The sequence below is a fragment of the Chitinophaga sp. 9-1-y genome (assembly GCF_059511905.2).
This window is the reverse complement of record NZ_CM197955.1, coordinates 841,829-864,852: the sequence shown is the minus strand read 5'-3', so window position 1 is coordinate 864,852 and position 23,024 is coordinate 841,829. Positions and strand designations below refer to the sequence as shown.

At 44.6% G+C, this 23,024-nt stretch carries 20 protein-coding genes; 11 read left to right on the top strand and 9 right to left on the bottom strand.

Annotation, left to right across the window (positions count from 1 at the left end):
- Positions 1 to 5 precede the first annotated feature (5 nt).
- Entirely contained in the window at positions 6 to 2,864 is a 2,859-nt protein-coding gene (gene porW / locus AC5ZC7_RS03415) for a type IX secretion system periplasmic lipoprotein PorW/SprE (RefSeq protein ID WP_496162110.1), read from the bottom strand.
- Positions 2,865 to 3,500: 636 nt separating this feature from the next.
- On the opposite strand from porW, the gene AC5ZC7_RS03410 reads away from it, so the two are divergent.
- From AC5ZC7_RS03410 to AC5ZC7_RS03390, 5 genes are all read left to right on the top strand, one after another.
- Entirely contained in the window at positions 3,501 to 3,905 is a 405-nt protein-coding gene (locus tag AC5ZC7_RS03410) for a hypothetical protein (protein WP_496162111.1), read from the top strand.
- 135 nt (positions 3,906 to 4,040) lie between these two features.
- The gene (locus AC5ZC7_RS03405; RefSeq protein WP_496162112.1) at positions 4,041 to 4,460 is read left to right on the top strand and encodes a polymer-forming cytoskeletal protein; all 420 of its coding nucleotides are present in this window, start codon (positions 4,041 to 4,043) and stop codon (positions 4,458 to 4,460) included.
- Positions 4,429 to 4,653: an AtpZ/AtpI family protein gene (locus tag AC5ZC7_RS03400; protein WP_291923395.1), complete on the top strand. Its 225-nt coding sequence runs from the start codon at positions 4,429 to 4,431 to the stop codon at positions 4,651 to 4,653. The genes AC5ZC7_RS03405 and AC5ZC7_RS03400 overlap by 32 nt, the downstream gene beginning before the upstream one ends.
- Positions 4,646 to 5,032: a hypothetical protein gene (locus AC5ZC7_RS03395; protein WP_496162113.1), complete on the top strand. Its 387-nt coding sequence runs from the start codon at positions 4,646 to 4,648 to the stop codon at positions 5,030 to 5,032. The genes AC5ZC7_RS03400 and AC5ZC7_RS03395 overlap by 8 nt, the downstream gene beginning before the upstream one ends.
- Positions 5,033 to 5,037: 5 nt before the next feature.
- Positions 5,038 to 5,658, top strand: coding sequence for a SprT-like domain-containing protein (locus AC5ZC7_RS03390; RefSeq protein WP_496162114.1), 621 nt, complete (start codon positions 5,038 to 5,040; stop codon positions 5,656 to 5,658).
- Here AC5ZC7_RS03390 and AC5ZC7_RS03385 read toward each other — a convergent pair.
- From AC5ZC7_RS03385 to pyrG, 3 genes are all read right to left on the bottom strand, one after another.
- Positions 5,655 to 6,587 (bottom strand): M20/M25/M40 family metallo-hydrolase, encoded by a 933-nt coding sequence (locus AC5ZC7_RS03385; protein WP_496162115.1) that lies wholly within the window; start codon positions 6,585 to 6,587, stop codon positions 5,655 to 5,657. The genes AC5ZC7_RS03390 and AC5ZC7_RS03385 overlap by 4 nt on opposite strands.
- Positions 6,588 to 6,737: 150 nt before the next feature.
- A complete protein-coding gene (gene yidC, locus AC5ZC7_RS03380; RefSeq protein WP_496162116.1) occupies positions 6,738 to 8,588 on the bottom strand; it encodes a membrane protein insertase YidC in 1,851 nt (616 codons plus the stop codon).
- A gap of 220 nt (positions 8,589 to 8,808) precedes the next feature.
- Positions 8,809 to 10,455: a CTP synthase gene (pyrG, locus tag AC5ZC7_RS03375; protein WP_496162117.1), complete on the bottom strand. Its 1,647-nt coding sequence runs from the start codon at positions 10,453 to 10,455 to the stop codon at positions 8,809 to 8,811.
- 334 nt (positions 10,456 to 10,789) lie between these two features.
- Between pyrG and AC5ZC7_RS03370 the strand changes: the two genes are divergently transcribed.
- The gene (locus AC5ZC7_RS03370) at positions 10,790 to 11,314 is read left to right on the top strand and encodes an acyl-CoA thioesterase (RefSeq protein ID WP_441577435.1); all 525 of its coding nucleotides are present in this window, start codon (positions 10,790 to 10,792) and stop codon (positions 11,312 to 11,314) included.
- 198 nt (positions 11,315 to 11,512) lie between these two features.
- Here the strand turns inward: AC5ZC7_RS03370 and AC5ZC7_RS03365 are convergent, their stop codons facing one another.
- Positions 11,513 to 12,169: an HD domain-containing protein gene (locus AC5ZC7_RS03365; RefSeq protein WP_496162118.1), complete on the bottom strand. Its 657-nt coding sequence runs from the start codon at positions 12,167 to 12,169 to the stop codon at positions 11,513 to 11,515.
- A gap of 77 nt (positions 12,170 to 12,246) precedes the next feature.
- Here AC5ZC7_RS03365 and AC5ZC7_RS03360 point away from each other — a divergent pair, with 77 nt between their 5' ends.
- On the top strand, positions 12,247 to 12,588 hold the full coding sequence (locus AC5ZC7_RS03360) for a DUF488 family protein, N3 subclade (RefSeq protein ID WP_496162119.1): 342 nt from the start codon (positions 12,247 to 12,249) through the stop codon (positions 12,586 to 12,588).
- Between the two features lies 1 nt (position 12,589).
- Here AC5ZC7_RS03360 and AC5ZC7_RS03355 read toward each other — a convergent pair whose 3' ends face one another.
- Genes AC5ZC7_RS03355 through AC5ZC7_RS03345 form a run of 3 tightly spaced genes read right to left on the bottom strand, consistent with a single transcriptional unit; the run spans position 12,590 to position 16,101 of the window.
- Positions 12,590 to 13,183 carry a siroheme synthase domain-containing protein gene (locus AC5ZC7_RS03355; protein WP_496162120.1) on the bottom strand — a complete coding sequence of 198 codons (594 nt, stop codon included), beginning with the start codon at positions 13,181 to 13,183 and terminating at the stop codon, positions 12,590 to 12,592.
- Positions 13,183 to 13,959, bottom strand: coding sequence for a uroporphyrinogen-III C-methyltransferase (cobA, locus tag AC5ZC7_RS03350; RefSeq protein ID WP_496162121.1), 777 nt, complete (start codon positions 13,957 to 13,959; stop codon positions 13,183 to 13,185). The genes AC5ZC7_RS03355 and cobA overlap by 1 nt, the downstream gene beginning before the upstream one ends.
- A gap of 30 nt (positions 13,960 to 13,989) precedes the next feature.
- Positions 13,990 to 16,101: a ferredoxin-like domain-containing protein gene (locus AC5ZC7_RS03345; RefSeq protein ID WP_496162122.1), complete on the bottom strand. Its 2,112-nt coding sequence runs from the start codon at positions 16,099 to 16,101 to the stop codon at positions 13,990 to 13,992.
- Positions 16,102 to 16,651: 550 nt separating this feature from the next.
- Here AC5ZC7_RS03345 and hxpB point away from each other — a divergent pair.
- Positions 16,652 to 17,311 (top strand): hexitol phosphatase HxpB, encoded by a 660-nt coding sequence (hxpB, locus tag AC5ZC7_RS03340; RefSeq protein WP_496162123.1) that lies wholly within the window; start codon positions 16,652 to 16,654, stop codon positions 17,309 to 17,311.
- 135 nt (positions 17,312 to 17,446) lie between these two features.
- Positions 17,447 to 18,211: a cyclase family protein gene (locus tag AC5ZC7_RS03335; protein ID WP_496162124.1), complete on the top strand. Its 765-nt coding sequence runs from the start codon at positions 17,447 to 17,449 to the stop codon at positions 18,209 to 18,211.
- Between the two features lie 182 nt (positions 18,212 to 18,393).
- On the opposite strand, the gene rpsA is transcribed toward AC5ZC7_RS03335, so the two are convergent.
- On the bottom strand, positions 18,394 to 20,295 hold the full coding sequence (rpsA, locus tag AC5ZC7_RS03330) for a 30S ribosomal protein S1 (protein ID WP_496162125.1): 1,902 nt from the start codon (positions 20,293 to 20,295) through the stop codon (positions 18,394 to 18,396).
- Positions 20,296 to 20,651: 356 nt separating this feature from the next.
- Here rpsA and AC5ZC7_RS03325 point away from each other — a divergent pair, with 356 nt between their 5' ends.
- Positions 20,652 to 21,530, top strand: coding sequence for a rhomboid family intramembrane serine protease (locus AC5ZC7_RS03325; RefSeq protein WP_496162126.1), 879 nt, complete (start codon positions 20,652 to 20,654; stop codon positions 21,528 to 21,530).
- Positions 21,531 to 21,561: 31 nt separating this feature from the next.
- Positions 21,562 to 22,785: a 4-hydroxy-3-methylbut-2-enyl diphosphate reductase gene (locus tag AC5ZC7_RS03320; protein ID WP_496162127.1), complete on the top strand. Its 1,224-nt coding sequence runs from the start codon at positions 21,562 to 21,564 to the stop codon at positions 22,783 to 22,785.
- Positions 22,786 to 23,024: the final 239 nt, after the last annotated feature.

The window sequence follows — 23,024 nt, the reverse complement described above, 5'->3', positions numbered from 1 at the left end:
CATACTTACTGGGTCACATAAGTTTCTGTAAAAAACTTACGGTACCCGGTGAGGTCTTTAGTGCTGTTCAACAGGATAAAGTTATCTCTCGAAATAACAAAGAAATGGTATTCTGTAGGCCGGATCTTAGGTATAATACTTGTCGCTGCAACATCCCTGATTTCATCGAAGTATTCCAGTGCTTTGTCTTCATTGGGGAATATCCTGAAAATGAGCATCACATCATTGGGGGTCAGCACAAAGCTGCCCACTTCAATTTTATCTGCTGCATGTTTGGTGGAATTATAACGGGTAAACTGGTTCAATCCTTCATCCATCAGCTCTTTCGATACCCTGTCAAAGGAAAGTACCACAAAATAAGGATTGTTAGCACTTACTTTATATGGTGTCACTGGTTTTGACGGGGCCACCGGCGCAATAGGTGCAGGCAATGGGGCTACCATACCTGTCGCGATTTTCAATGAATCGGCATGTGTTTTTGCCGTTGCCACCTTATCTGCCAGCACTGGTTGCGGGTTTTGCCACGGATAGCGCATCGTAATATTTTCGTCCAGCAGTTGTCCGTTAGCATCTTTCTTCCGTACTTCCAGCTTAGCCAGGTAGTTGGTCAGTTCTGCTCTATGATCCAATGCATCCATCAGGGCCTGGGCCTGTTGACGGATCGGCTCATCTGCGGCGTATTTGGTCAGTACCGCCTGTACTGCTTTGCGCGATAATTGCAGGGAATCTGTGGCAAACGCCGTATCTGTTTTCACAATCAGCATGGCTTCCAGCAGGTCAAACTTAGGCTTCAGGAAACTAAACCCGAAGGTGCTGTCGGCCTGGCGCTTCATGGCCATGGCTTCTGTATAATTCCCATTCCGGAAAGCGGTGTACGCTGCATCATATGCCGCACTGATTTGTTTCTTTTTAGCGATATCCACATCATTATTCAATCCTCCGGAGCGAATAATGTCAGCAAAATTCGTATTGCCGTACTGGTTAAGCACCATCGTTTTAAACTGATTAGCCTGCGCGGTACGATTCAGCTTACTGTTCCAGATATAGAGGGAATACAGTACTTCCGGTTTACGCGGATGATCCGGGAAAAGGAACAACAGTGAGTCGTAAGTTTCTATGGCCAGGGGATAATTTTCCAGTTTATCGTGATAGAGTTTGCCCAGGTCAAACCAGGCTTCCTGAACTGCCTTCCGGGAAGCATCCAGCTTTTCCGGGGTCAGGGGAAGACCAGCCGCCAGCAAATCCACGCTTACGCTATCCGGGGCCACACCATTGGTGGTATTGGTTTTATTATCATTTGCTATTTCAATGGGCGCGTTGCTGTTAACAGCATTTACTACACCGTTCTGGCTTCTGCGCCAGTTATCACCCGGTTGACGATTACCCCATCTGCGTTTAAACTCGGAGTACCCAGCAGATTTACTGGCAGGGTTATAGAAATACCAATCGCCTTTTTCCTCTTTCGGTCCATAGGCGCCTCCTCCATTCATGCCCATGGAAGTAACATCCAGGGGATTAGCTGCTTCGAGTTTTTCTTTCTTTTTTTTGTCGGCCGCTTCATTTTTCATTACCGCCGCCATTTTCGTCAGGAATATATTGCGATCGGCGGGCGACATAATAGCGATCCGCTGCAAACTATCTTCCCGGTGAATGGTTTCCAGTTTGGCTACCACATCTGACAGTACTTCTTTCCTGATATTCACGGTAGCCACATCCATGAAGTCTTTGGTCATCACACCGGCGGTGCTGTCGTAATATTTTTTGGCAGCCAGGTAGTTACGTTGATCGTAGTAAATATCGGCGATGCCTTTATAGGTCAGGGTGCGTTGCATGAGGTTATCACTGGGTGCTTTCAGTGATTGTTTCATGTAGCCGATGGCGGCATCCGGATCTTTGGGATACATAAGGGTACCCATGGTATAATAGATACCATCTTTGAACCGGGAAAAGCGTTGTTTTCTCAGCATATGATGCAGCCCGGCAATGCTTTTAGCGATATCGCCGGTGGTTTGTGCATTTGTTTTGGCAATCTGGATCCGGGCCTGGAAGTCCATCATAGGATCGGGCTTCATGCCAATCACATCACGGAACCTTTCCAGTGCGGAGTCGGGATTGTGTTGCTGTACATAGAGTTGACCAAGGATAAATGACATCCTGGCCCTGGCTACGCGGTTGTTACTTTTATCAATCGCCAGTTTCAGGGGATCTATGGTTTCAGGATATCTTTTCTGTATGTAATTGCCGTAGGCACGTACTTCTGCGAGATCGCCCTCGAGGCGGTGCGGGAAGTTCGGATCGTTATTGAGCAGGTTCAGGAGTGCCTGTACCTCATCATATTCTTTCTGTTCGAGCAGGGTTCTGGCGCGCCAGAGGAAGGCATCGTTACGGGCCTTTACGTGCTTCATACGTCCAAAGAAACCTTTTCTTTTTTCGTTGGTAGCAATGGATATCTGGTCATTTTCGCGGGCCCCTACTACGGTTTTGTATTCCGACTTTTGTTTGGGAGCGAATTTGATGTTAATATACTGGAATGTTTTATTGGCATTATCGAGGTCGCCTTCGTAGAAGTAGGCACGGCCCATGAGCAGAAAGCAATCGTCTATCCATTTACCACGGGGGTCATGCAATTGAATGCCCATGGTTGTTTTATCAATCACGGAATCCAGTTCTCCTTTGCTGAAGCCCTGACTTTGCAGGCTATATGGGTAGAAAGGCAACAGGGTATTATAATTATCCTGGCCATCGCGGTTGGCGGTTCTGACTACCCGGTCAAGTTTTTGTTTGGCGTGGAAGTAATAGTTGAAGCGCGTAGCCATGTTCTGGAAAAACTGCCGTTTCCAGGTCCATTTCTTTTTCTCGAGCATTACTTCAGATGGCGGCCGCCGATCCTGTATACGAGGTTCCTTTGGTTTAAAAAGGGGTTTAGCAACCGGTTTTTGTTGCTGATTATCGGGGTTTTGACTCTGAGAATTATATTGCTGCGATTGATTTCTCGGCCTATTCTGTGCCCAGACCGCCGGCAAACCCAGGCAAAATGATAATGTACTAATTCCCAGATATTTAAGTAGCAGTTTGATGCAATTCATGGATGCCAGGGTGTATAGGCTAAATATATATAACTTACTGTTTGAAAAAATATTTTAAAGATAGGATAATTTTTTAGCAGAAAACGGAAAGGAGTAAGCAAAAAGCGATTTTAACAGATGGTCAGAGCGGATTTTGTCTTTGTACAGGATTAGACTGATTATACTGATTTCGTTGTTGGGGATTTTAGAAGATGAGAAAAGATTGTAGCGGGTATAATTATAACTGCTAAAATCTCCCAATATCTTTCTTAATCTAAAAAAAACAAAATCAGTACAATCAGTCTAATCCTGTACAAAGACAAAATCCGCTCTGAGCATCTGCCAAAATCACTTTCAGCTTTTTGCTTTCCACTTTCTGCTTTGAAAATATTGATTAACTTTAGCGCGCCTTAATTTTCGTTAAGTACCACAAACATGGCCAAGAAGGGGAATAAAAACAGCAGAAGAAACCTGGAAAAACTCAGTCATAAGTACCGTTTGGTGATTATGAATGATGATACCTATGAAGAAGTGACATCGTTCAAACTCTCCCGTATGAGCGTGTATATTGCTTTCAGCACCCTGTTTGTGTTACTGGTTGCCATTACGGTAGCCACTGTGGTATTTACGCCATTGCGCTATTACATACCTGGCTATGGAGACCTGAAACAGCGTAAGGAATTTATCCGTCTCAAAATGCGGACTGATTCATTGGAAACAGCCATTAATGCCCGTGATCAATACCTGAAAAACATTAAACAGGTGATCAATGGGGATTTTACCGGAAAACTGGATACCACCATGTTAAAAGTGCCAGCTGTAGATAACAGTACCTACTAACTTTATTATTTAAGTATTTAATAATCAACGTGAATAGTTCATGTGCATGTGGATTTAGATATCTAAGTACATAAAAACCAAAATATTTAATATTTTATTTATATTACACACTAAACTTGAAAAACCTAACTCCCTATGTTTAACAGCAATCAGAAATCGAAAGGTGACAATAAATCCATGTTACCTACCTCTACAGTAAACATTATAGGCAATGGCACTACTATCCAGGGGGATATCGTGTGTGAAGGCGACATCAGAATTGACGGTCAGGTAAACGGGCTGGTATCTACCAAAGCAAAGATTGTGGTAGGTCCGGAAGGTGATATTGTTGGCGACCTGGTATGCCAGAGCGCAGACATTCTGGGTAAAGTTACCGGTATTATCAAGGTAGAGGAATTATTGTTCCTGAAAGGGAATGCTTTAGTAAAAGGCGACGTATATACTGCTCATTTTGAAATGGAGCCTACCGCTAAATTCAACGGCCGTTGCTACATGGACGATCAGCAACCAGATAATCAGAAACATGGAAAATCCGTCCTCCAGGAAGCAGAATAACCGTAACGTTTTATTTCGCTACGCCGGGTTGGCCTTCCAGATGATGGCCACCCTAGGGTTGGGTGTGTTTGCAGGGTACAAACTAGACCAGTGGATTGGCTGGCGGTTCCCTGTATTCCTTATCATTTTTTCTTTAATTGCATTAGCCATACTTTTGTGGCAAATTATAAAAGACACCCGACGGCATGAGTGACAGATTTTTTATACGGCTATTCGCAGTTTTTGGTATTATTAACGGACTTCTTATCATATTCAAACCCAGGTTGCTGGACCTCGGCACGCATGTCAATGTGCTCATGGCCGGTAACCTGATTATGGCCATTATTTCCCTGGTGTCTTACCTGATGAGCCGCCAGGGGCTAGCTTCCTCCAACCATAATGCATTTATCCGGGCCGTTTACGGCGCCACCCTTAGTAAACTTTTTCTTTGTGTAATAGGTGTTGTTGTATATGTGCTTATTTATAAGCCCAATGTCAGCAAATTGACTATTTTCATGCTGTTGTTCCTGTACCTGGTGTATACTGTATTTGAAACACTCAGCCTTTTCCGGCTGACAAGGCTAAAAAAGTAATCTATTTGAAAAAAGAGGCGCCTCTAAATGCTTTAGCGTCCTACTTACCCGAAGGCACCTTCGGACAGGTCATGGATTTCCTGGTTACCTATAAGGTACATCTCACCGTTTCCAAAGAACGGTCCAGTATACTTGGCGACTATCGTCACCCGGATGGACAAGGTAAAGGCCACCGTATCAGCATCAACGGCTCCCTGAATAAATACGCCTTCCTGCTGACACTCCTCCACGAAATTGCGCACCTGACCACCTTTAACAAATACGCCAACCGCGTAGCCTCCCATGGTAAAGAATGGAAACAGGAATTCAGCTATATCTTACACGGATTTGTAGGTAAAGACCTGTTACCTCCTGACGTGGAATTGGCCGTACGTCAAAGCATGGCCAACCCGGCTGCCAGCTCCTGCGCAGACGAAAACCTCATGCGCGTATTAAAAAAATATGACCGGCAAAAAGAAAATCACTTTTTTGTAGAACAGGTACCCTTAAACGGTTTATTCAAAACCAAAGACGGACGCATATTCCGCCGGGGTGAAAAAATAAGAAAACGCTACCGCTGTGAAGAGGTAGCGTCTAACAGATGGTATCTGTTCAGTCCCGTTTATGAAGTGGAACTCCTTGCTTAAGACTTCTCTCCCACATAATGTAATGCAGGATACGCCATTGCACGGTTGATCAGCTGAATTTCCAACTGGAGAATAGCTGCTTCTGATGTTGCCTGTAACTTAGGCGCATCATCTGTAGGCTTGTGATAATCATCGTGCCCGCCGGTATGAAAGAACATCACCGGTACGCCATTTATGTAAAAATTATGATGATCTGATGCCCCTTTGCCGGCGCCATCTGTGAAAAACTTAATACCTGGCTGTTGTACATCTTTAAAAATAGCCGGCCATTCTTCCGCACTGCTATGACCACCAATACCAATGCCCCGCTCCGGGTTATAACGACCAATCATATCCATATTAAGCATGAAATGTACCTGGTTCAATGGCATCAACGGATGATCTGTATAATACTTAGAACCTTGTAAGCCTAATTCTTCTCCCCCAAAAGCTATAAACAGGAAATTAAAGGGCTCTTTTTGTCCGTTTTTTCCATAATGGCGGGCTAATTCCAATAATCCGGCTACGCCAGAAGCGTTATCATCTGCGCCGTTGTGAATTTCCCCAATGGGATATTTCCCATCAAACAAAGCGGCGGTGCCGAGGTGATCATAGTGAGCGCCAATGATAATCGTACGTGCGGCGCCGTTATCCAGGAAGCCAATAACATTGCGGCTTGGGATATCCTTATGCGCTTTTTTGTCGAATGTAAAATCCTGGAAGTAGCTGTTGCCGTTCACGGTTTTGAGGCCCAGTTTTTTAAACTGCTTCGCCACATAGCGACTGGCTTTCAGGCCACCTTTTTCTGCCGTGCCCCGGCCTTTCAGCTTATCGGAGGCCAGGTAATTCACGATGCCCTGAATCCGGGCGGCATCAGGAATTGTATCCTGTGCGTATGCGCCGGCACTGATGCCCACGGCGCATATAAGTAATAACCAATTCTTCTTCATATCTTTTTTTAGCATAAAGCTGAAAGCATAAAGCAAAAAGCTATTAAAACGAATGACAGAAGCGATTGAATAATTAAATATTCGCTTCTGTCATTCGTTTTAATAGCTTTTTGCTTTATGCTTTCAGCTTTATGCTTTTATTCATTAATCTTATTTTTTCTTCTGCTGCATTTCCTGCTGGCGTTTCTGGACTTCTTCCAGTTTCTCCTGCCATTTGGACTTGCTCTTCGGCTTCTTCTTGTTTTCCTGGATCTGTGCATGAATTTTATCATGGTTGATGATAAACTTCTGGATCACAAACTGTAACAGGATACTGATTACGTTAGACAGGAAGTAGTAGAATGTGAGGGCAGCCGCCAAACGGTTGAAGATACCCAACAACATGATTGGCATCACATAAGGCATGTACTTCATTACCGGGTTGCTTTGATCTGTCATTCCACGGTTGTAGAAGGCCAGGATCAAGCTGGTAATGGTCATGAGGATGGTGAACAAGCTGATGTGGTTACCATAGAAAGGTATGTTGAATGGCAGGTTCAGGATAGAATCGTAAGTGGATAAATCCTTTGCCCACAGGAAGCTTTCCTGACGTAATTCAATGGAGGATGGGAAGAAGCTATACATCGCTACCAGGATTGGTAACTGTAATAAAGCTGGTAAACATCCGCCCAGAGGGTTTACCCCGGCGCTCTTGAACAATTTCATCTGCTCAACACCAAAACCTTGCTGGTCATCACCAAACTTCGCTTTCAGTGCATCGATTTCTGGTTTCAGCACTTTCATCTTAGCCTGAGATACATAACTCTGATAAGTGAACGGCGCGATCAGCAAACGAATAAAGAGTGTCAGCAAAATGATGATGATACCGTAGTTGCTGATAAATCCGCTGAGGAAGTTAAACACCGGGATAATGATAAAGATGTTTACGTACTTCACGAAAGCGAAAATACCTGTACCCAGCGGGATGATTTTCTGCAAACCAATATCAAATGATTTCAGTGTTTTATAATGGTTAGGACCATAATAAATTTCTACCGGGTAAGAGAAATCATTTGCACGGTTGTACGGAATCTGGATGGTAGTAAAGGTTTGACCAACGATATTTGGGCTTTCCGGTACTTTGGTATTTACATCCGCGTTATTGAAAAGCTCATTTTTAGCGATGAGGGTAGTATTGAAGAACTGTTGTTTCACGCTCACCCATTTCAGCTTCTTGTCCAGTTTTTCGTGGCTGGTGCGGTTCAGCGTGAAGTAATCGTGTTTATCTTGTTCCTGCATGTAATGCACCTGGTTGTTCAGGCGCTCATTCTGCATATCATGCTCCTGTTTGTCTTCCTGGCTGTTCCATTGGAGGTTCAGGTAGTTCTGATTGCCTGGGAGCAGTCCTTGCATACCCACGGCGTGAATGGTATAATCTACCACGTAGCTGCCGGGTTTCAGGGCATAAATAAATTCCAGGTAAGCATTAGGGTTGCTGGTATTGAGGCGGTAAGCGATGGATTTAACGCCGCCTGCCAGTTCCTGGGGTTGTCCGGCGGTAAAGAACAGGTCAGCGCTGTTCAGTACTTTGGTTACGCTGGCCGGTACTTCCACAGATAAACGGTTGAAAGAGCCTTCCACTAACATGAGGGGACCGCCTTCGTACGTTTTGTATTGTTTCAGTTGAACAGTTGATGGTTGTCCACCTTTATTGGAGAAAGTGATTTTCACCACATCGTTTTCCAGTACGGTGGTTTGCACATTGCCGGTAGCAGCAGCGGCGAAAGTACCGAACTCTCCGCTCAACATGGCCTGATGTGCTGAGTCCAGCTGGCCACCATTGGCAACAGCAGCAAGACTGGCTGTATCTGCCGGAGTAGTTTTAGGCTTATTAAGTTCTGCTATGGAATCTTGCCTGGCTTTTTCCCTTGCGGCTCCTGCCTGTTGTTTCTGGTTGAAGAATATGTATCCTACCAACAAAACGCCCAACAGTAAAAACCCAATGACCGAATTTCTGTCCATGAAATGCAATTAAAATTTAGGCAGCAAAGGTAAGCATGATTTTATGAATTGACCATGCTTTTTAGGTGAAACCCCTGTTAATTGCGGTCAAAATAATAAATAAGTGGTGTAAATATGTATGTAACTGAAGATCAGTGCGGATTTTGATTTTTTAAAAGAATTGGGGAGATGACAGCCAATGTATTGGTTATCATCTCCCCAAATAATATCAAAATCTTTATTATTTCACGATGGTTTCTTCCATTTTCGCTTTACCATTCTTGCTTTCCGCGTATTGCTTAGCCGCTTTGATAAAGGAAACGAATACCGGCGCAGGGCTTTCCACGGTGCTTTTCAGTTCCGGGTGGAATTGTACACCTACGAAGAATGGGTGTTCTGGTAACTCCACGATTTCAACGAGACCGCTTTCAGGGTTCTTACCGGAAAGTACCAGTCCTGCTGCTTCAAAGTCTTTAATGAAATCATTATTGAACTCATAGCGGTGACGGTGTCTTTCGCTAATAGTGGTTTTACCGTATATTTCTTCTGCTTTGGAGCCAGGTGTCAGTTCGCAGCTATAAGCGCCCAAACGCATGGTACCACCTTTAGCGGTTACTTTCTTCTGCTCTTCCATGAGGTTGATAACCGGGTGAGCGGTATCAGGGTTCATTTCTACGGAGTGAGCATCTTTCCAGCCAAGTACATTACGGGCGTATTCTACCACGCTCATCTGCATACCCAGGCAGATACCGAAGAACGGCAGCTGGTTTTCACGGGCATACTGGATAGCGGTGATTTTACCTTCAATACCACGGTGACCGAAGCCTGGCGCTACCAGGAGACCATCGAGGTTTTTCAGCTTTTCGCATACATTTTCCGGTGTGAGGTGTTCGGAGTGGATATTTTGTACCACTACTTTGCACTCATTCAGCGAACCGGCATGTATGAAAGACTCCAGGATGGATTTATAGGCATCCTGTAATTCTACGTATTTACCAATCAAACCAATGGTTACCTTGGATTTAGGATATTTCAACTTATCCAGGAATTCACGCCACTTTACCAGTTCTGGTTCTTTTTCCACAGGTAATCCCAGTCTTTTCAGTACGGAAACATCCAGTTTCTCGCGCATCATTTCCAGGGGAACTTCGTAGATGGTAGGTACGTCATTGGCTTCAATAACGGCATCTACCTGTACATTACAGAACAGGGCGATCTTCTTCTTCAGATCGCGGTATAGTGGTTCTTCGGTACGGCAAACGATGATATCCGGATGTACGCCATATTCGCTGAGGAGGCGTACGGAGTGTTGCGTTGGTTTGGTTTTCAGCTCTTTGGCTGCACGCAGGTACGGGATAAGGGTCAGGTGTACTACCAGGCAATCTTCTTCTCCCAGTTCCCATTGTAACTGACGAACTGCTTCAATATACGGGAGCGACTCAATATCACCCACGGTACCTCCTAACTCGGTGATCACGATATCGAACTTACCATCTTTACCCAACAGGAGGATACGGCGTTTAATTTCATCCGTAATATGAGGGATTACCTGCACGGTTTTACCCAGGTAGGCACCTTCTCTTTCCTTGTTGATTACTGTTTGATAAATACGGCCAGTAGTAACATTATTGGCCTGAGACGTGGGCGTATTCAAAAAACGCTCATAGTGTCCAAGATCCAGATCGGTTTCTGCGCCATCTTCCGTTACATAACATTCACCATGTTCATAAGGGTTTAACGTTCCCGGATCCACATTGATATATGGATCAAATTTCTGAATAGTCACTCTAAAGCCGCGCGCCTGCAATAATTTTGCAAGTGAGGCAGCTATAATTCCTTTACCCAAAGAGGAAGTAACACCTCCTGTAACGAAGATATATTTTGCCATAAAAACTAAAATTCTGCTAAGAATACTTGACCTATAAACGGGGAAGTGCCGGACTGCATTTGGTGTATAACCGATCAAGTAAACAACTTCCGAAGGTCATGCAAAGTTACACAAATTTGCTTCGCTCCCAAGTTTTTTACGGAATCGCTTTATTTGTTTGTTAATTTTTGGGAGAATATCTTCAGCTCTCATCACTGATCTACAGGGCGTTTTAAAGAATTTTCAAGTACTCGAAATTATTTGTTAAAAACCTTTATCTGGTACCCTATCTCCGGAAATGGCTACACTACTATAAATATATAAACAGTAAATTTGCGTCCGAAATACATAAAAGATGACTTTAACGCCAAAGAGAGCTCAAGACTCGCTGATACAAATGACTGAACTGGTTTTACCGAATGATACCAACACATTCGGTAACCTGATGGGCGGTCGTTTGATGTACTGGATGGACATTGCGGCTGCACTGGCCTGCATGAAACACTGCAGCGCGCCGGTAGTAACTGCTTCCGTAGACAACATATCTTTCGAAAATCCCATTAAACTGGGTAATGTGGTACATATTGAATCCAAAGTAAGCCGTGCCTTTAAGACTTCTATGGAAGTACATATGAGAGTATGGGGAGAAGATCCTGTACAGCAATATCGCTATAAATCCAATGAGGCTTTCATGACGTTTGTTGCCCTCGATCCAAATGGTAATTCCCGGCCGGTACCCGGTATTATCACTGATACAGAAGAAGAAAAAAAATTATATGAAGGTGCTTTGCGCCGCCGTCAGCTCAGATTGATACTCGGTGGTAAAATGAAACCGGAAGATGCAGATGAATTAAAAGCACTGTTCTTCGAAAAGATCTAGTTGAAGGGGATCCGCCCAGGGCGGATTGTCTTTTCCCCGATTATACTGATTATACTGATTTTCGGAATTTGATTTAAATAGATAAAGGGAGATGGAAACGAATGTGTTTCCATCTCCCTTTATCTATTTAAATATCTTTCAAAATCATATAATAAAAATCAGTATAATCAGTATAATCGGGGAAAAGACAATCCTATCCTACATCTCTCCCTCCCACTCTTTATAAAACCGCTCCAGGAAAACCTCCATAAAAGCATGTCTTTCTGCCGCCAACTCCCTGCCGGTGACTGTATTCATCCGGTCTTTCAGCAGTAATAACTTCTCATAAAAATGGGTAATGGTAGGCGCTGTACTATTTTTATATTCCTCTTTCGTCATATTCAAATTAGGCTGTACCGCCGGATCATAGATAGCCCGGTTTTTAAATCCGCCATAATTGAAGGCCCGGGCAATTCCCATGGCGCCAATGGCATCGAGCCGGTCGGCATCCTGCACCACGGCCAATTCTATCGAATAATATTTTACTTCCTGGTTGCCGCCTTTGAAAGAAATATGACGGATAATGTCTTCCACAGCGGTAATGATATCGGCGGGCACTTCCAGTGATTGGAGGAACGCCACTGCCTTTGCGGGGCCTATATGCTCATCGCCGTTATGAAATTTAGAATCGGCGATGTCATGTAATAATGCCCCCAACTCTACCACTAATGAGTTCACTGTTTCTTTCGCTGCAATATGTTTCGCTTGTTGCCATACCCGGTAGATATGCCACCAGTCGTGGCCTCCTTCTGCACCCGCTAATTCCTTCTTCACAAAATCTACTGTAGCTGCTATAATCGTTTGTTGATGCTCCATAGCTACAATGATATTTAATTTTCAGCACTCTTTTAAAAGCAAAAAACAATATTCTTGTGCGCTGCGTTAATAAAAGTATGATACAGATTAAACGCGTTTATGACGACTATGCAGACACCGACGGCTATCGCATACTGGTAGACCGGTTATGGCCCAGGGGCTTGTCGAAAGAACGGGCCCATGTAGATGAATGGGTAAAAGAAATAGCTCCCAGCAACGAACTGCGGCAATGGTTTCATCACGATACCACCCGGTTTGCTGAATTCAAAACGAAATACTTACAGGAATTACAGGAGAAAAAAGATTTGTTGGCTGCTATAAAAAAGAGAGCGCAGCATCAACGGGTAACATTGGTTTACGGGGCGAAAGACGAAACAAACAACCAGGCGCAGGTGCTGTTGACACTGCTAAAAAAATAACTTACACTTCTTCACTTTCGGGCTTTACCAGCACATCTGTAATGCTGTTCAGCTTTCTTACCTTACTGGCAAAATCGCCGGATAACTTATCACGGATCAGTGATAATTTGTTGAGCACTTCATCCAGGGTATCCGGAATGGCTTCCTGCAATACCTGTTTGAGGCGCTTGGCAATGGTAGGAGATTTACCATTGGTAGAGATGGCGATTTTAAGGTTTCCTTTTCTGACAATAGAACCCAGGTAAAAATCACATAATTCGGGTGTATCCGCCACATTGATCAGCACCTTGCTGCATTTGGCTTTCTCCCATACATGATAGTTAAAGTCTTTGTCGTTGGTAGCAGCGATGACCAGGTCTTTCCCCAGCAAATCGCCACAGGAAAAGGATTTCTGCACCAGGGTAATATTTGGATACTGGTGCGTGAGTGCTTTCAGCTCAGACAAAAAATCCAATGACACGATGGTGATAGTTGCATCCGGGCAATTCTCCAGCATGGCATTGGCTTTTTCCAGTCCGATATTCCCACCGCCTACCACGAGTACATGCAGGCGGTGTAATTTGAAAAACACCGGGAATAATTGGTTTTCTTCCATTATACGGCAATTTTAAGTTCTTCTGACACCTTGCTTTTTAAGGCCTGGAAGGCTTCGTGGAAACTTACCACTTCACCAATTACCAGTACCGCAGGGTTGTGCAGATCGTGCGTAGCGGCTATTTCCAGCAGGTCGGCCACCTGGCCTACGCCCATTTTTTGCGTGGGCAAAGTACCATTCTGAATAATAGCGGCAGGGGTATTCCCTTTTCCTGCTGCGCTGTAGATCTGGGCAATCTCTGCTAATTTACTCATTCCCATCAGGATTATCACGGTTGTATTTGCACTGATGGCATGATCCAGGTCGCGCGATAAATTCCCGTTCTGTGTGTTGCCGGTAATCACCCAAAAGCCTTCACTGACGTTACGGGCGGTTACAGGAATTTGATTCACGCCAGGTACGGAGATGGCGCTGGAGATACCGGGAATTACTTCGGCGGCAATACCAAACTGACGCGCAAACGCGATCTCTTCCTGACCACGGCCAAACACAAAGGAGTCGCCTCCTTTCAGGCGTACTACGCTGCCATAAGTCAATGCATATTTTACAATCATCCTGTTTATTTCATCCTGTGAATAAACGTGCATGCCTGCACGCTTACCTACAAAACGACGCAGGCAGTTAGCCGGCGCATGGTCCAGCAGTTCGTTGCTGGACAATGCGTCATAAAGGATTACTCTGGCGTTTTGAATGGCTTTTAACCCTTTAACAGTGATCAATTCCGGATCGCCTGGGCCTGCACCTATCAACGTGAGTTTGGGTTGTATATTTTGCATGAGTTGTTTTTTGTGTAGATAAATGAAAAATTACGCCTGTACCAGTTCGCTTGTTTTCTGACGGTATGCCTGTGCTGCTTTATAGAAAGCGTGGGCCTGTTCGAAATACGTTTTCGCGAAACTTTCCGTTGGTTCGTTACCGTTAATCTGCAATACCGTTGTTTTGAAATCCGGCTCGAAGCTGAATTTACCGGTTGCCACAAAGTGTTTATCGAAATCATTGATGATACCGATTTGTGTATTACCGCTTACCCCTTCTCCCAGCAGCAGGGCTTTTGCACCCTGTACAAAAGAAGAATAAGTGTGGTAGATGCCATCAGCATAAGCACCATTAACGATAGCGGCGCTAGCCAGTTCCACCTTTTCTTCCGCTTCCAGCAACAGGGTAGCTACCAGGTCGATGATTACTCCCGCACACTCTCCGACGCCAATGGCTGTGGCGTAATCCTGTGCCTGGCCCCAGTCCACAAAGTCGCCGGCAGTGAGAGTAGTGAGATCTGCCAAAGGTTTCAGCAGTTCATAGAAATATTTTTCGCCCTGGCGATCGTAATATTCATTGAACAGTTCGTGTTCCCCGCCATTAATTTCGTAGTCGTGCAGCAAGCTGCGTAATACATCCGGACCGCGGCGGCTGGGCACTTTTATCACCTTATCGGCTACACGACCCGCACCATCCCCTACAATACCACCACCTAACAGTACCTGCAGGGCGGGTAATACTTTACCAGCGCTTTTCATGGAGCTACCATGGAAGCCAATGCTGGCAATACCGTGCTGGCCGCAGGAGTTCATGCATCCGCTGATTTTAATTTTGATGTCTTTATTATATACCAGGTCGGGGAATTCTTCTGTAATCACATTTTCCAGGACTTTGGCAATACCGGTGCTGCTGGAGATACCGAGGTTACAGGTATCTGTACCGGGGCAGGCGGTAATGTCTGCGATGCTGTCGAATCCTGGTTCTGCGAAACCGGCGGCTTCCAGCGCGCTGTATACATATGGCAGGTGTTCCGGCAGTATGTATTTCAGCAGCAGTCCCTGGTTGGCGGTTACCCGTACATCGTCTGCAATCACAGGGCGCAGCGCTTCAATCAGCTGGCGGCTGATAGCAGAACCGATGTTGCCCAGGGTGATTTTCACGTAAGCGCCGAAGTAACCTTTTTGTTTTTGTTCGAAGACGTTGGTGATTTTCCACGCTTCGTATTTTTTGGGATCTTTTATGCTGTAAGCAGGTATAGTACCAACTTCCGGAGGAGTTGTGGCTACCCAGGCATCCGCATCAATGGGTACGCTTTTTACTTTTACCGCTTTATATTCTTCTTTAACCAGGCGATCAAATTCTTCTATCCCTATTTTCTGGATGAGGAACTTCATGCGGGCTTTGTTCCTGCTGGTTCTTTCGCCATAGCGATCAAATACGCGCAGTACATTTTCTATGTAAGGGATGAGCAAATCTGTTTCGAGGAACTCGTGTGCCGTTTTAGCGAGAAAGGGTTGTGCGCCCAAACCGCCGCCTACCAATACTTTGAAGCCGCGTACTTCTTTGCCGTCAATGATTTTAACTTTAGGAATCATACCAAAGTCGTGCATAAACGACCAGGCCGTATCTTTTTCAGAAGACGAAAAAGAGATCTTGATTTTACGTCCCATTTCCTGGCTTACCGGGTTGCGGAGGAAATAACGGAAGGTAGCATCTGCGTAAGGTGTTATATCAAATGGTTCTTCCGGGTCAATACCGGCGCGGTCTGAAGCGGTTACGTTACGAACGGTATTACCGCAGGCTTCGCGGATGGTGATACTATCTTCTTCGAGTTTTGACCAGAGTTCAGGTGTTCTGTCGAGGCTAACATAGTGAATCTGCACGTCCTGGCGAGTGGTGAGGTGCAGGTTGCTGGTTGCATATTCATCAGAAACTTCCGTGATGCGGTTCCATTGCTGGAGGGTCATTTTACCGTAGGGTAATTTGATGCGCACCATTTGTACACCAGGCTGACGTTGTCCATACACTCCTCTTGCCAAACGGAGGCTGCGGAACTTTTCGTCCGATATGGCGCCTTCGCGGAACAGGCGAATCTTCTTTTCCAGGTCTATAATATCTTGTTGTACGATCGGATTTTCTAGTTCTGTTCTGAAGCTTTGCATAAAATGTATTTTCAGGTGGTGGTAAAAGCAATTTTATAATCCTGGTTGGGGGTTGTTGGTCGTTTTCTATTAAAATCAAAAGCCCCCGGGTATTTGCGGAGGCCTCGTATAATGATGATTTACAGTAAGCTGATCACTGGTATTCCTTATTACACGCGCCTCGCAGGTGTTGTAAAACAACAATTGTTACTGCGACACATTTTCAATTCATTACCCATATTCCCTATAATTTTAGTAGAGTAATACAAAGATATACATGCAGCCCATCTTTCCAAAACTTTTTTAGGATTTAATAAGGGTCCAAAAAGGGGGGAAATTGGCGGCTGGCGTGGGAAATTATAGGATAATGTGTTAAAAGGTGGTACCACAAAGGAATTGACGGGAATATGGCGATGGTCAGGTGCAGCGGGGTAATAACCAAATCTTATCCGGTATAACATATTGTTATGGGGGAGATGGATAACGCCCGGCTTGTTCCGTAGCTACGTATCAATTCCACTGGCATCTGCCCGCAGTTCTTCTTATCTTTGCCGCGCATTAAAGGAAGTATATGATAGACACGGTAATATTTGACATGGATGGCTTGCTGATAGATTCAGAACCATTGTGGGGTATCGCTTTGCGGGAGGTATTTGCCACGGTAGGTGTGCAGCTTTCCCCGGAGCTGACCCATTTAACAACCGGGTTGCGCACCAAAGAAGTGGTCAGCTATTGGCATAACTATTATAAATGGGAAGGGAAAAGTTCGGAGCAGGTAGTCAATGAAATCATCGACAGCGTAATCGCGAAGATCATTGCAGAAGGTGTACCTATGGAGGGTTTACATTATATTCTTACTTATTTTAAGGAGAAAAATTTCAAAATTGGCCTGGCTTCTTCTTCTCCTTTACGCCTGATCAACGCTGTACTGGAACATTTACAGATAAAAGACGCTTTCCAGGAGGTATACTCCGCCGAATTTGAAGACTACGGCAAGCCCCATCCGGCTGTATACCTGGCCTGTGCCAAAGCATTGGGTAGCGATCCGCTGGACTGCATTGCTTTTGAAGACTCCGTTACCGGCATGACGGCCGCCAAGGCAGCACGTATGACCACGGTGGTGGTTCCTGAAGCGCATAACCGGAAAGATCCGCGGTATGCGTTGGCGAACTTACAACTGGATAGCCTGCTGGACTTTAATGATGCTACACTATCTTTATTGATAAAATAATTTTTGTGTCTTAGGGCAGGATTAGACTGATTAAACTGATTATATTTTGTTGATACCATACACTATCAACAAAATATAATCAGTTTAATCAGTCTAATCCTGTCCCAAGACAAACAAAAAACCTTCTCAACAGCTATGAAAATCATCGACCTCTCCAAAACGATTGCTTATAATAAGCAGGATCCGTGGTTTATGCGGATCAAAATAAAGCACAAAACACACAAACAGAGTAAGGGCCTGATCCGCTTCTTTATTGGGCTTCCTGCAAAGCTGTTCCCTAAAGGATTTGAAGGCTGGGCAGACGATAAAATTATGAGTATGGGCGTTCATGCGGCCACCCATATTGATGCGCCGTGGCATTATGCGCCTACCGTGAATGGCGAGCCTGCCAAAACCATTGATGAAATACCACTGGAATGGTGCTATGGTAATGGTGTAGTACTGAACATGACGCATAAAGCAGATTTCGAGGAAATAACGGTAGCGGATATACGTGCCGATCTGGAAAAAAGCGGTGCGGTGATTACCCCGGGCACCATTGTACTGATTCATACTGGTCGTGATCAATATATCGGCACAAAGGAGTACCCGATGCGCGGCACGGGCATGAGTGCGGAAGCCACCCATTGGCTGATTGACCAGGGCGTGAAGGTGATGGGTATTGACCAATGGGGATTTGATCTGCCATTGAAATACATGGCGCAGCAGGCAAAAGCTAATCAACGGGATAATTATTTCTGGCAGGCACACCTGGTAGGGCAACAAAAAGAATATTGCCATATGGAGCAGTTAGTGAACCTGGGCGCTTTACCGGCTTACGGGTTTAAAGTGAGTGTTTTCCCCCTGAAGATAAAGGGGGCGAGTGCAGCGCCGGCAAGAGTGGTAGCGATATTTGAATAAAGCAGAAAGCGGAAAGCATAAAGCAAAAAGCTATTGAGGCGGATGACCAGAGGGGAAGTTAATATTCGCTTACATCATCCGCCTCAATAGCTTTTTGCTTTATGCTTTCCGCTTTTGGCTCAAAAAAAAATCCCGCTCCGATGTTACTCGAAGCGGGATTTATTATTTAATGAAACGGGATCTTATTGTGCGCTTTTTTCTTCGCCACCTTCAGATTGTTTCAGTTTTTCTCTCAGTTCAGCTAAAGCGCCCAGATCACCTAAAGTAGCTTTTTCTACTTTACCCTGGATGTTTTTCACTGCTTTACGAGTTTTGTCTGCTTCTTCTCTCTTCTCTTTCACTACAGCCTGTTTTTCTTCAGCCTGTGCTTTTTCCCAAACTCTGGTATGAGAAACCAGGATACGTTTTTCGCTGCGATCGAATTCGATGATCATGAATTCTTTCACGTCTTCAACGTTGATTGGTTTTTCATCTTCAGTTCTCAGGTGACGAGCAGGAGCGTAAGCTTCCAGACCGTACTGCAGTTGAACAGTAGCACCTTTATCATCTTTCTTCACAACTGTACCTTCGTGGATAGAGTTGATCGGGAAGATAGTTTCGAAGGTGTTCCATGGATCTTCTTCGATCTGTTTGTGACCGAGGCTCAGTTTGCGGTTGTCCTTATCAATACCCAGGATTACTACATCTATTTCGCTACCTACTTTAGTGTATTCAGATGGGTGGTTGAAACGTTTAATCCAGCTCAGGTCAGAGATGTGGATCATGCCACCGATACCAGTTTCCAGTTCAACGAATACGCCATAAGGAGTGATGTTTTTCACGATACCTTTGTGACGGCTTTCAACTGGGAATTTAGTTTCGATAGTAGACCATGGATCTTCTGTCAGTTGTTTGATAGACAGGCTCATTTTACGCTCGTCTTTGCTCAGGGTAACTACCACTGCTTCGTATTCTTCTCCTAATTTGAAGAATTCTTTAGCGTTGATAGGGGTAGAAGCCCAGGAGATTTCAGATACGTGAACCAGACCTTCAACACCTGGCATGATTTCCAGGAATGCACCGTAGTCTTCGATGTTAACTACTTTACCTTTCACTTTAGCACCTTCGGTGATAGTAGCTGGTAAAGTATCCCACGGATGCGGAGTCAGTTGTTTGTAGCCGAGGCTTATGCGACGTTTTTCGTCATCGAAGTCAAGCACAACAACGTTGATTTTCTGATCCATCTGGAGCACTTCGCTCGGATGGGAGATACGGCCCCAGCTGATATCGGTGATATACAGCAAGCCGTCCAGACCACCCAGGTCGATGAACGCACCGAAGTCGGTGATATTTTTGATGGTACCTTCCAGAACCTGGCCTTTCTCCAGTTTGCTGATGATATCCACTCTTTGTTGTTCGATATCGCTTTCGATGAGCGCTTTGTGGGAAACAACGGCGTTGCGGATGGTTTCGTTTACTTTCACCACCTTGAACTCCATAGTTTTGCCTACAAACTGGTCGTAATCGGTAACTGGTTTCACATCGATCTGTGAACCTGGTAAGAATGTTTCCATACCGTACACGTCTACGATCAAGCCGCCTTTGGTTTTGCTGGTAACGGTACCAGTAACCACTTCGCCTGTTTTGTAAACTTCCACGATTTTTTCCCATGCACGTTTTTGACGAGCTTGTTTACGGCTCAGGTGCAGGTTACCATCGCGGTCTTCTTTTTCTACTACCAGTACTTCTACTTCGTCGCCGATGCGCAGACCTGGTAAATCACGGAATTCGTTCAGAGAGATCAAACCATCAGATTTGAAACCGATGTTGATAACTACGTCTGTGTTGGTTAAACCTACAACAGTACCTGTCAGCAGGCTGTTTTCTTCAAACACTTTGAAAGTGCTGTCATAAGTTTGGTCGTACTTTTCTTTCTCTTCTTTGCTGTAAGAAGAAACGTTACGTTTGTCAACGCTCCAGTCGAAATCGTCGTGTGCGGTTTCAACTTTAGCTACAGGTGCCTTTGGTGTCGCTGTTTCAACCGCAACTGCTTGCGGAGCCTGTTGTTCAGCGTTTTGTTCGTTAGAAATGTTGTTTTCGCTCATAAAAAATTGAAAATTTTAGCCGGAATACCCGGACTCCCTGTTTTATGGGACGGCAAAAATACGAAAATTTCCCTTTTTATCCGCATTTTTATTGAAGAAAAGCCCTATTCCCTGCTATACAGGCCGCAGTTTTCAGATATTTTTTAAATGCATGATTATTTTTTATACTACGATAAAAAATTAACCTGTGTAAACGGGCATTTTTTTTGACAAAAAAGCAACCAGAAACGGGATTTATTGTTGATATAACAGGAAGATGAAACTGTTATTTATTTGCAGTGGGGCGGCTTATTTTTCCTCCATTCAAAATGTTAATTACTATTATTAAATCCCGGATTTTATTTTAATTTGTGTATATGAACGGGACCTCTTTTCAATCGGATATTCGCTATTGGCTCAGGCAAGGTAATACGGTGAACCATTTGTTATTCTGGAACATCGCTATATTTCTGGGGATCAACATTCTACGTCTTATTGCTTTTCTGACCAAACAACCCGCTCCACTTATCTGGACCTATGATCAGCTGGCCATGCACGTGCCGCTGAGTGCATTTATATTAAAACCCTGGGGCTTATTCACCTATATGTTTACACACGAGGAAATATTCCACGTGTTGTTTAACATGATCAACCTTTACTGGTTTGGTAATCTTTTCCGTGACTTCCTTGGTAATAAACGGGTACTCCCCATTTACCTGCTGGGAGGTATTGCCGGCGGTCTGTTATACCTTTTAAGCAGCGCCTTATTTCCCGGTTATGTAGGCAGTACAATGGTAGGTGCTTCCGCCGCCATTATGTGTATTTTAGTGGCCGCCGCTACTTTGATGCCCAACTATGAAATAGGACTGATGTTCTTTGGAAGCGTAAGACTGAAGTGGTTGGCTATGGCGCTGGTGGTATTAGGCTTAATTTCCATTCCCAATGGCAATATTGGTGGACTGATTTCCCATATGGGCGGTTCCCTGCTTGGTTTCTTCTATGTCCGCATTTTACAGGCAGGCACGGATCTCTGTAAACCACTTATCTGGTTATTTGATGCCAACACCCGTCGGGAAAACCGGCAGGCTGCCCGCAAATTCAAGCCTAAAAAGTCGCCGCTGAAAGTAGTCAAGAAGGCCGACGATAACAACTCTTCCCGGCTGGATCAGCTGCTGGATAAAATCAATGAAAAAGGCTATTCGAGCCTGAGTGCAGAAGAAAAAGCCTGGTTAGACAAAGTGAGCAAAGAAAACTGATTAACTTTGTCGCTCAATTTCCGCCATTAACATGAAGACATTTAACGTTCCCGTCATATATCGCAGTCCGCTGATCAGCGCCATTAAAAACCAACGCAAGCAGCAAGACCGCATGAAGAAAGATTTTTCTCCCACTGAACTGAACTTTGGTCCGCTCAGAATTTTACTGGCCCGTCACTTTGGATTTTGTTACGGGGTAGAAAATGCCATTGAGATTGCTTTCAAAACGGTAGATGAAAATCCGGACAAACGTATTTTCCTGCTCAGTGAAATGATCCACAACCCGCATGTGAACAATGATTTGCTGGACAGGGGTGTGCAATTTATTATGGATACATCGGGCCGTCAACTGGTACCCTGGGAACAACTGCAGCCCGATGATATTGTGATCATCCCTGCTTTTGGCACTACCCTGGAAACAGAAAAACAACTGGCTTCGCTGGGCATTGAGCCGCTGAAATATAATACCACCTGCCCTTTCGTAGAACGGGTATGGAATAAAGCAGAACAAATAGGGCAAAAAAACTATACCGTTATTGTACATGGTAAGCCTAAACATGAGGAAACCAGGGCCACCTTTTCCCATAGCCAGGCGGGTACACCTACAGTAGTAGTGAAAGATATCCAGGAAGCTTCCCTGCTGGCAGAATTTATTACTGGTCAGCGGCAACCGGCCGAGTTTTATGAACTGTTTAAAGGGCAGTATTCAACCGGTTTTGATGCCGCCAAAGACCTGCAGCGCGTAGGTGTAGTTAACCAAACTACTATGCTGGCTACGGAAACACAGGCCATCGCGGATTATATACGCCAGGTAATGGTGAATACTTTCGGACTCACTGAAGCTACTACCGGCGAAAGATTTGCTGACACCCGCGATACGCTGTGCTATGCTACCAATGATAACCAAACTGCCGTTACCGGTATGTTGCTGGAAGTAGCCGACCTGGCCATTGTAGTGGGTGGCTATAACAGCTCCAATACTTCGCACCTGGTGGAACTGTGTGAGGAAAAATTGCCAACGTATTTTATCTCATCTCCCGAACATATACTTTCCAGTACGGCTATCAATCACTGGGATTTTCATCATAAAAAAGAACTGAACAGCGACACCTTTTTGCCTCAAAAAGACCAGGTGACTGTGCTGCTGACCAGCGGTGCCTCCTGCCCGGATGCGCTTGTTGAAGGAGTGATCCGCCGGCTGCTCTCTTTCTACGGACTAGAGCACAAGGCCGATGAAATGGCTACAATTGAATAATATAACTTATGTGTAAATAATTATTATTTTATAAGATACAACAAAAAAGACACCACGAAGGTGTCTTTTTTCTTTGGGGCTAATCACGCTAGTAATGCAGAGTATAAAATCTTTATATTGTGTTAATATTGAAATCGTAATTCAAAAGTAGTCTATCTATAATATGCCCGCAATAGCCATTTATTATATGGTAGGTAAATAGCTATAACTGGCATAAAAACGAATAAAATCGGAACAGG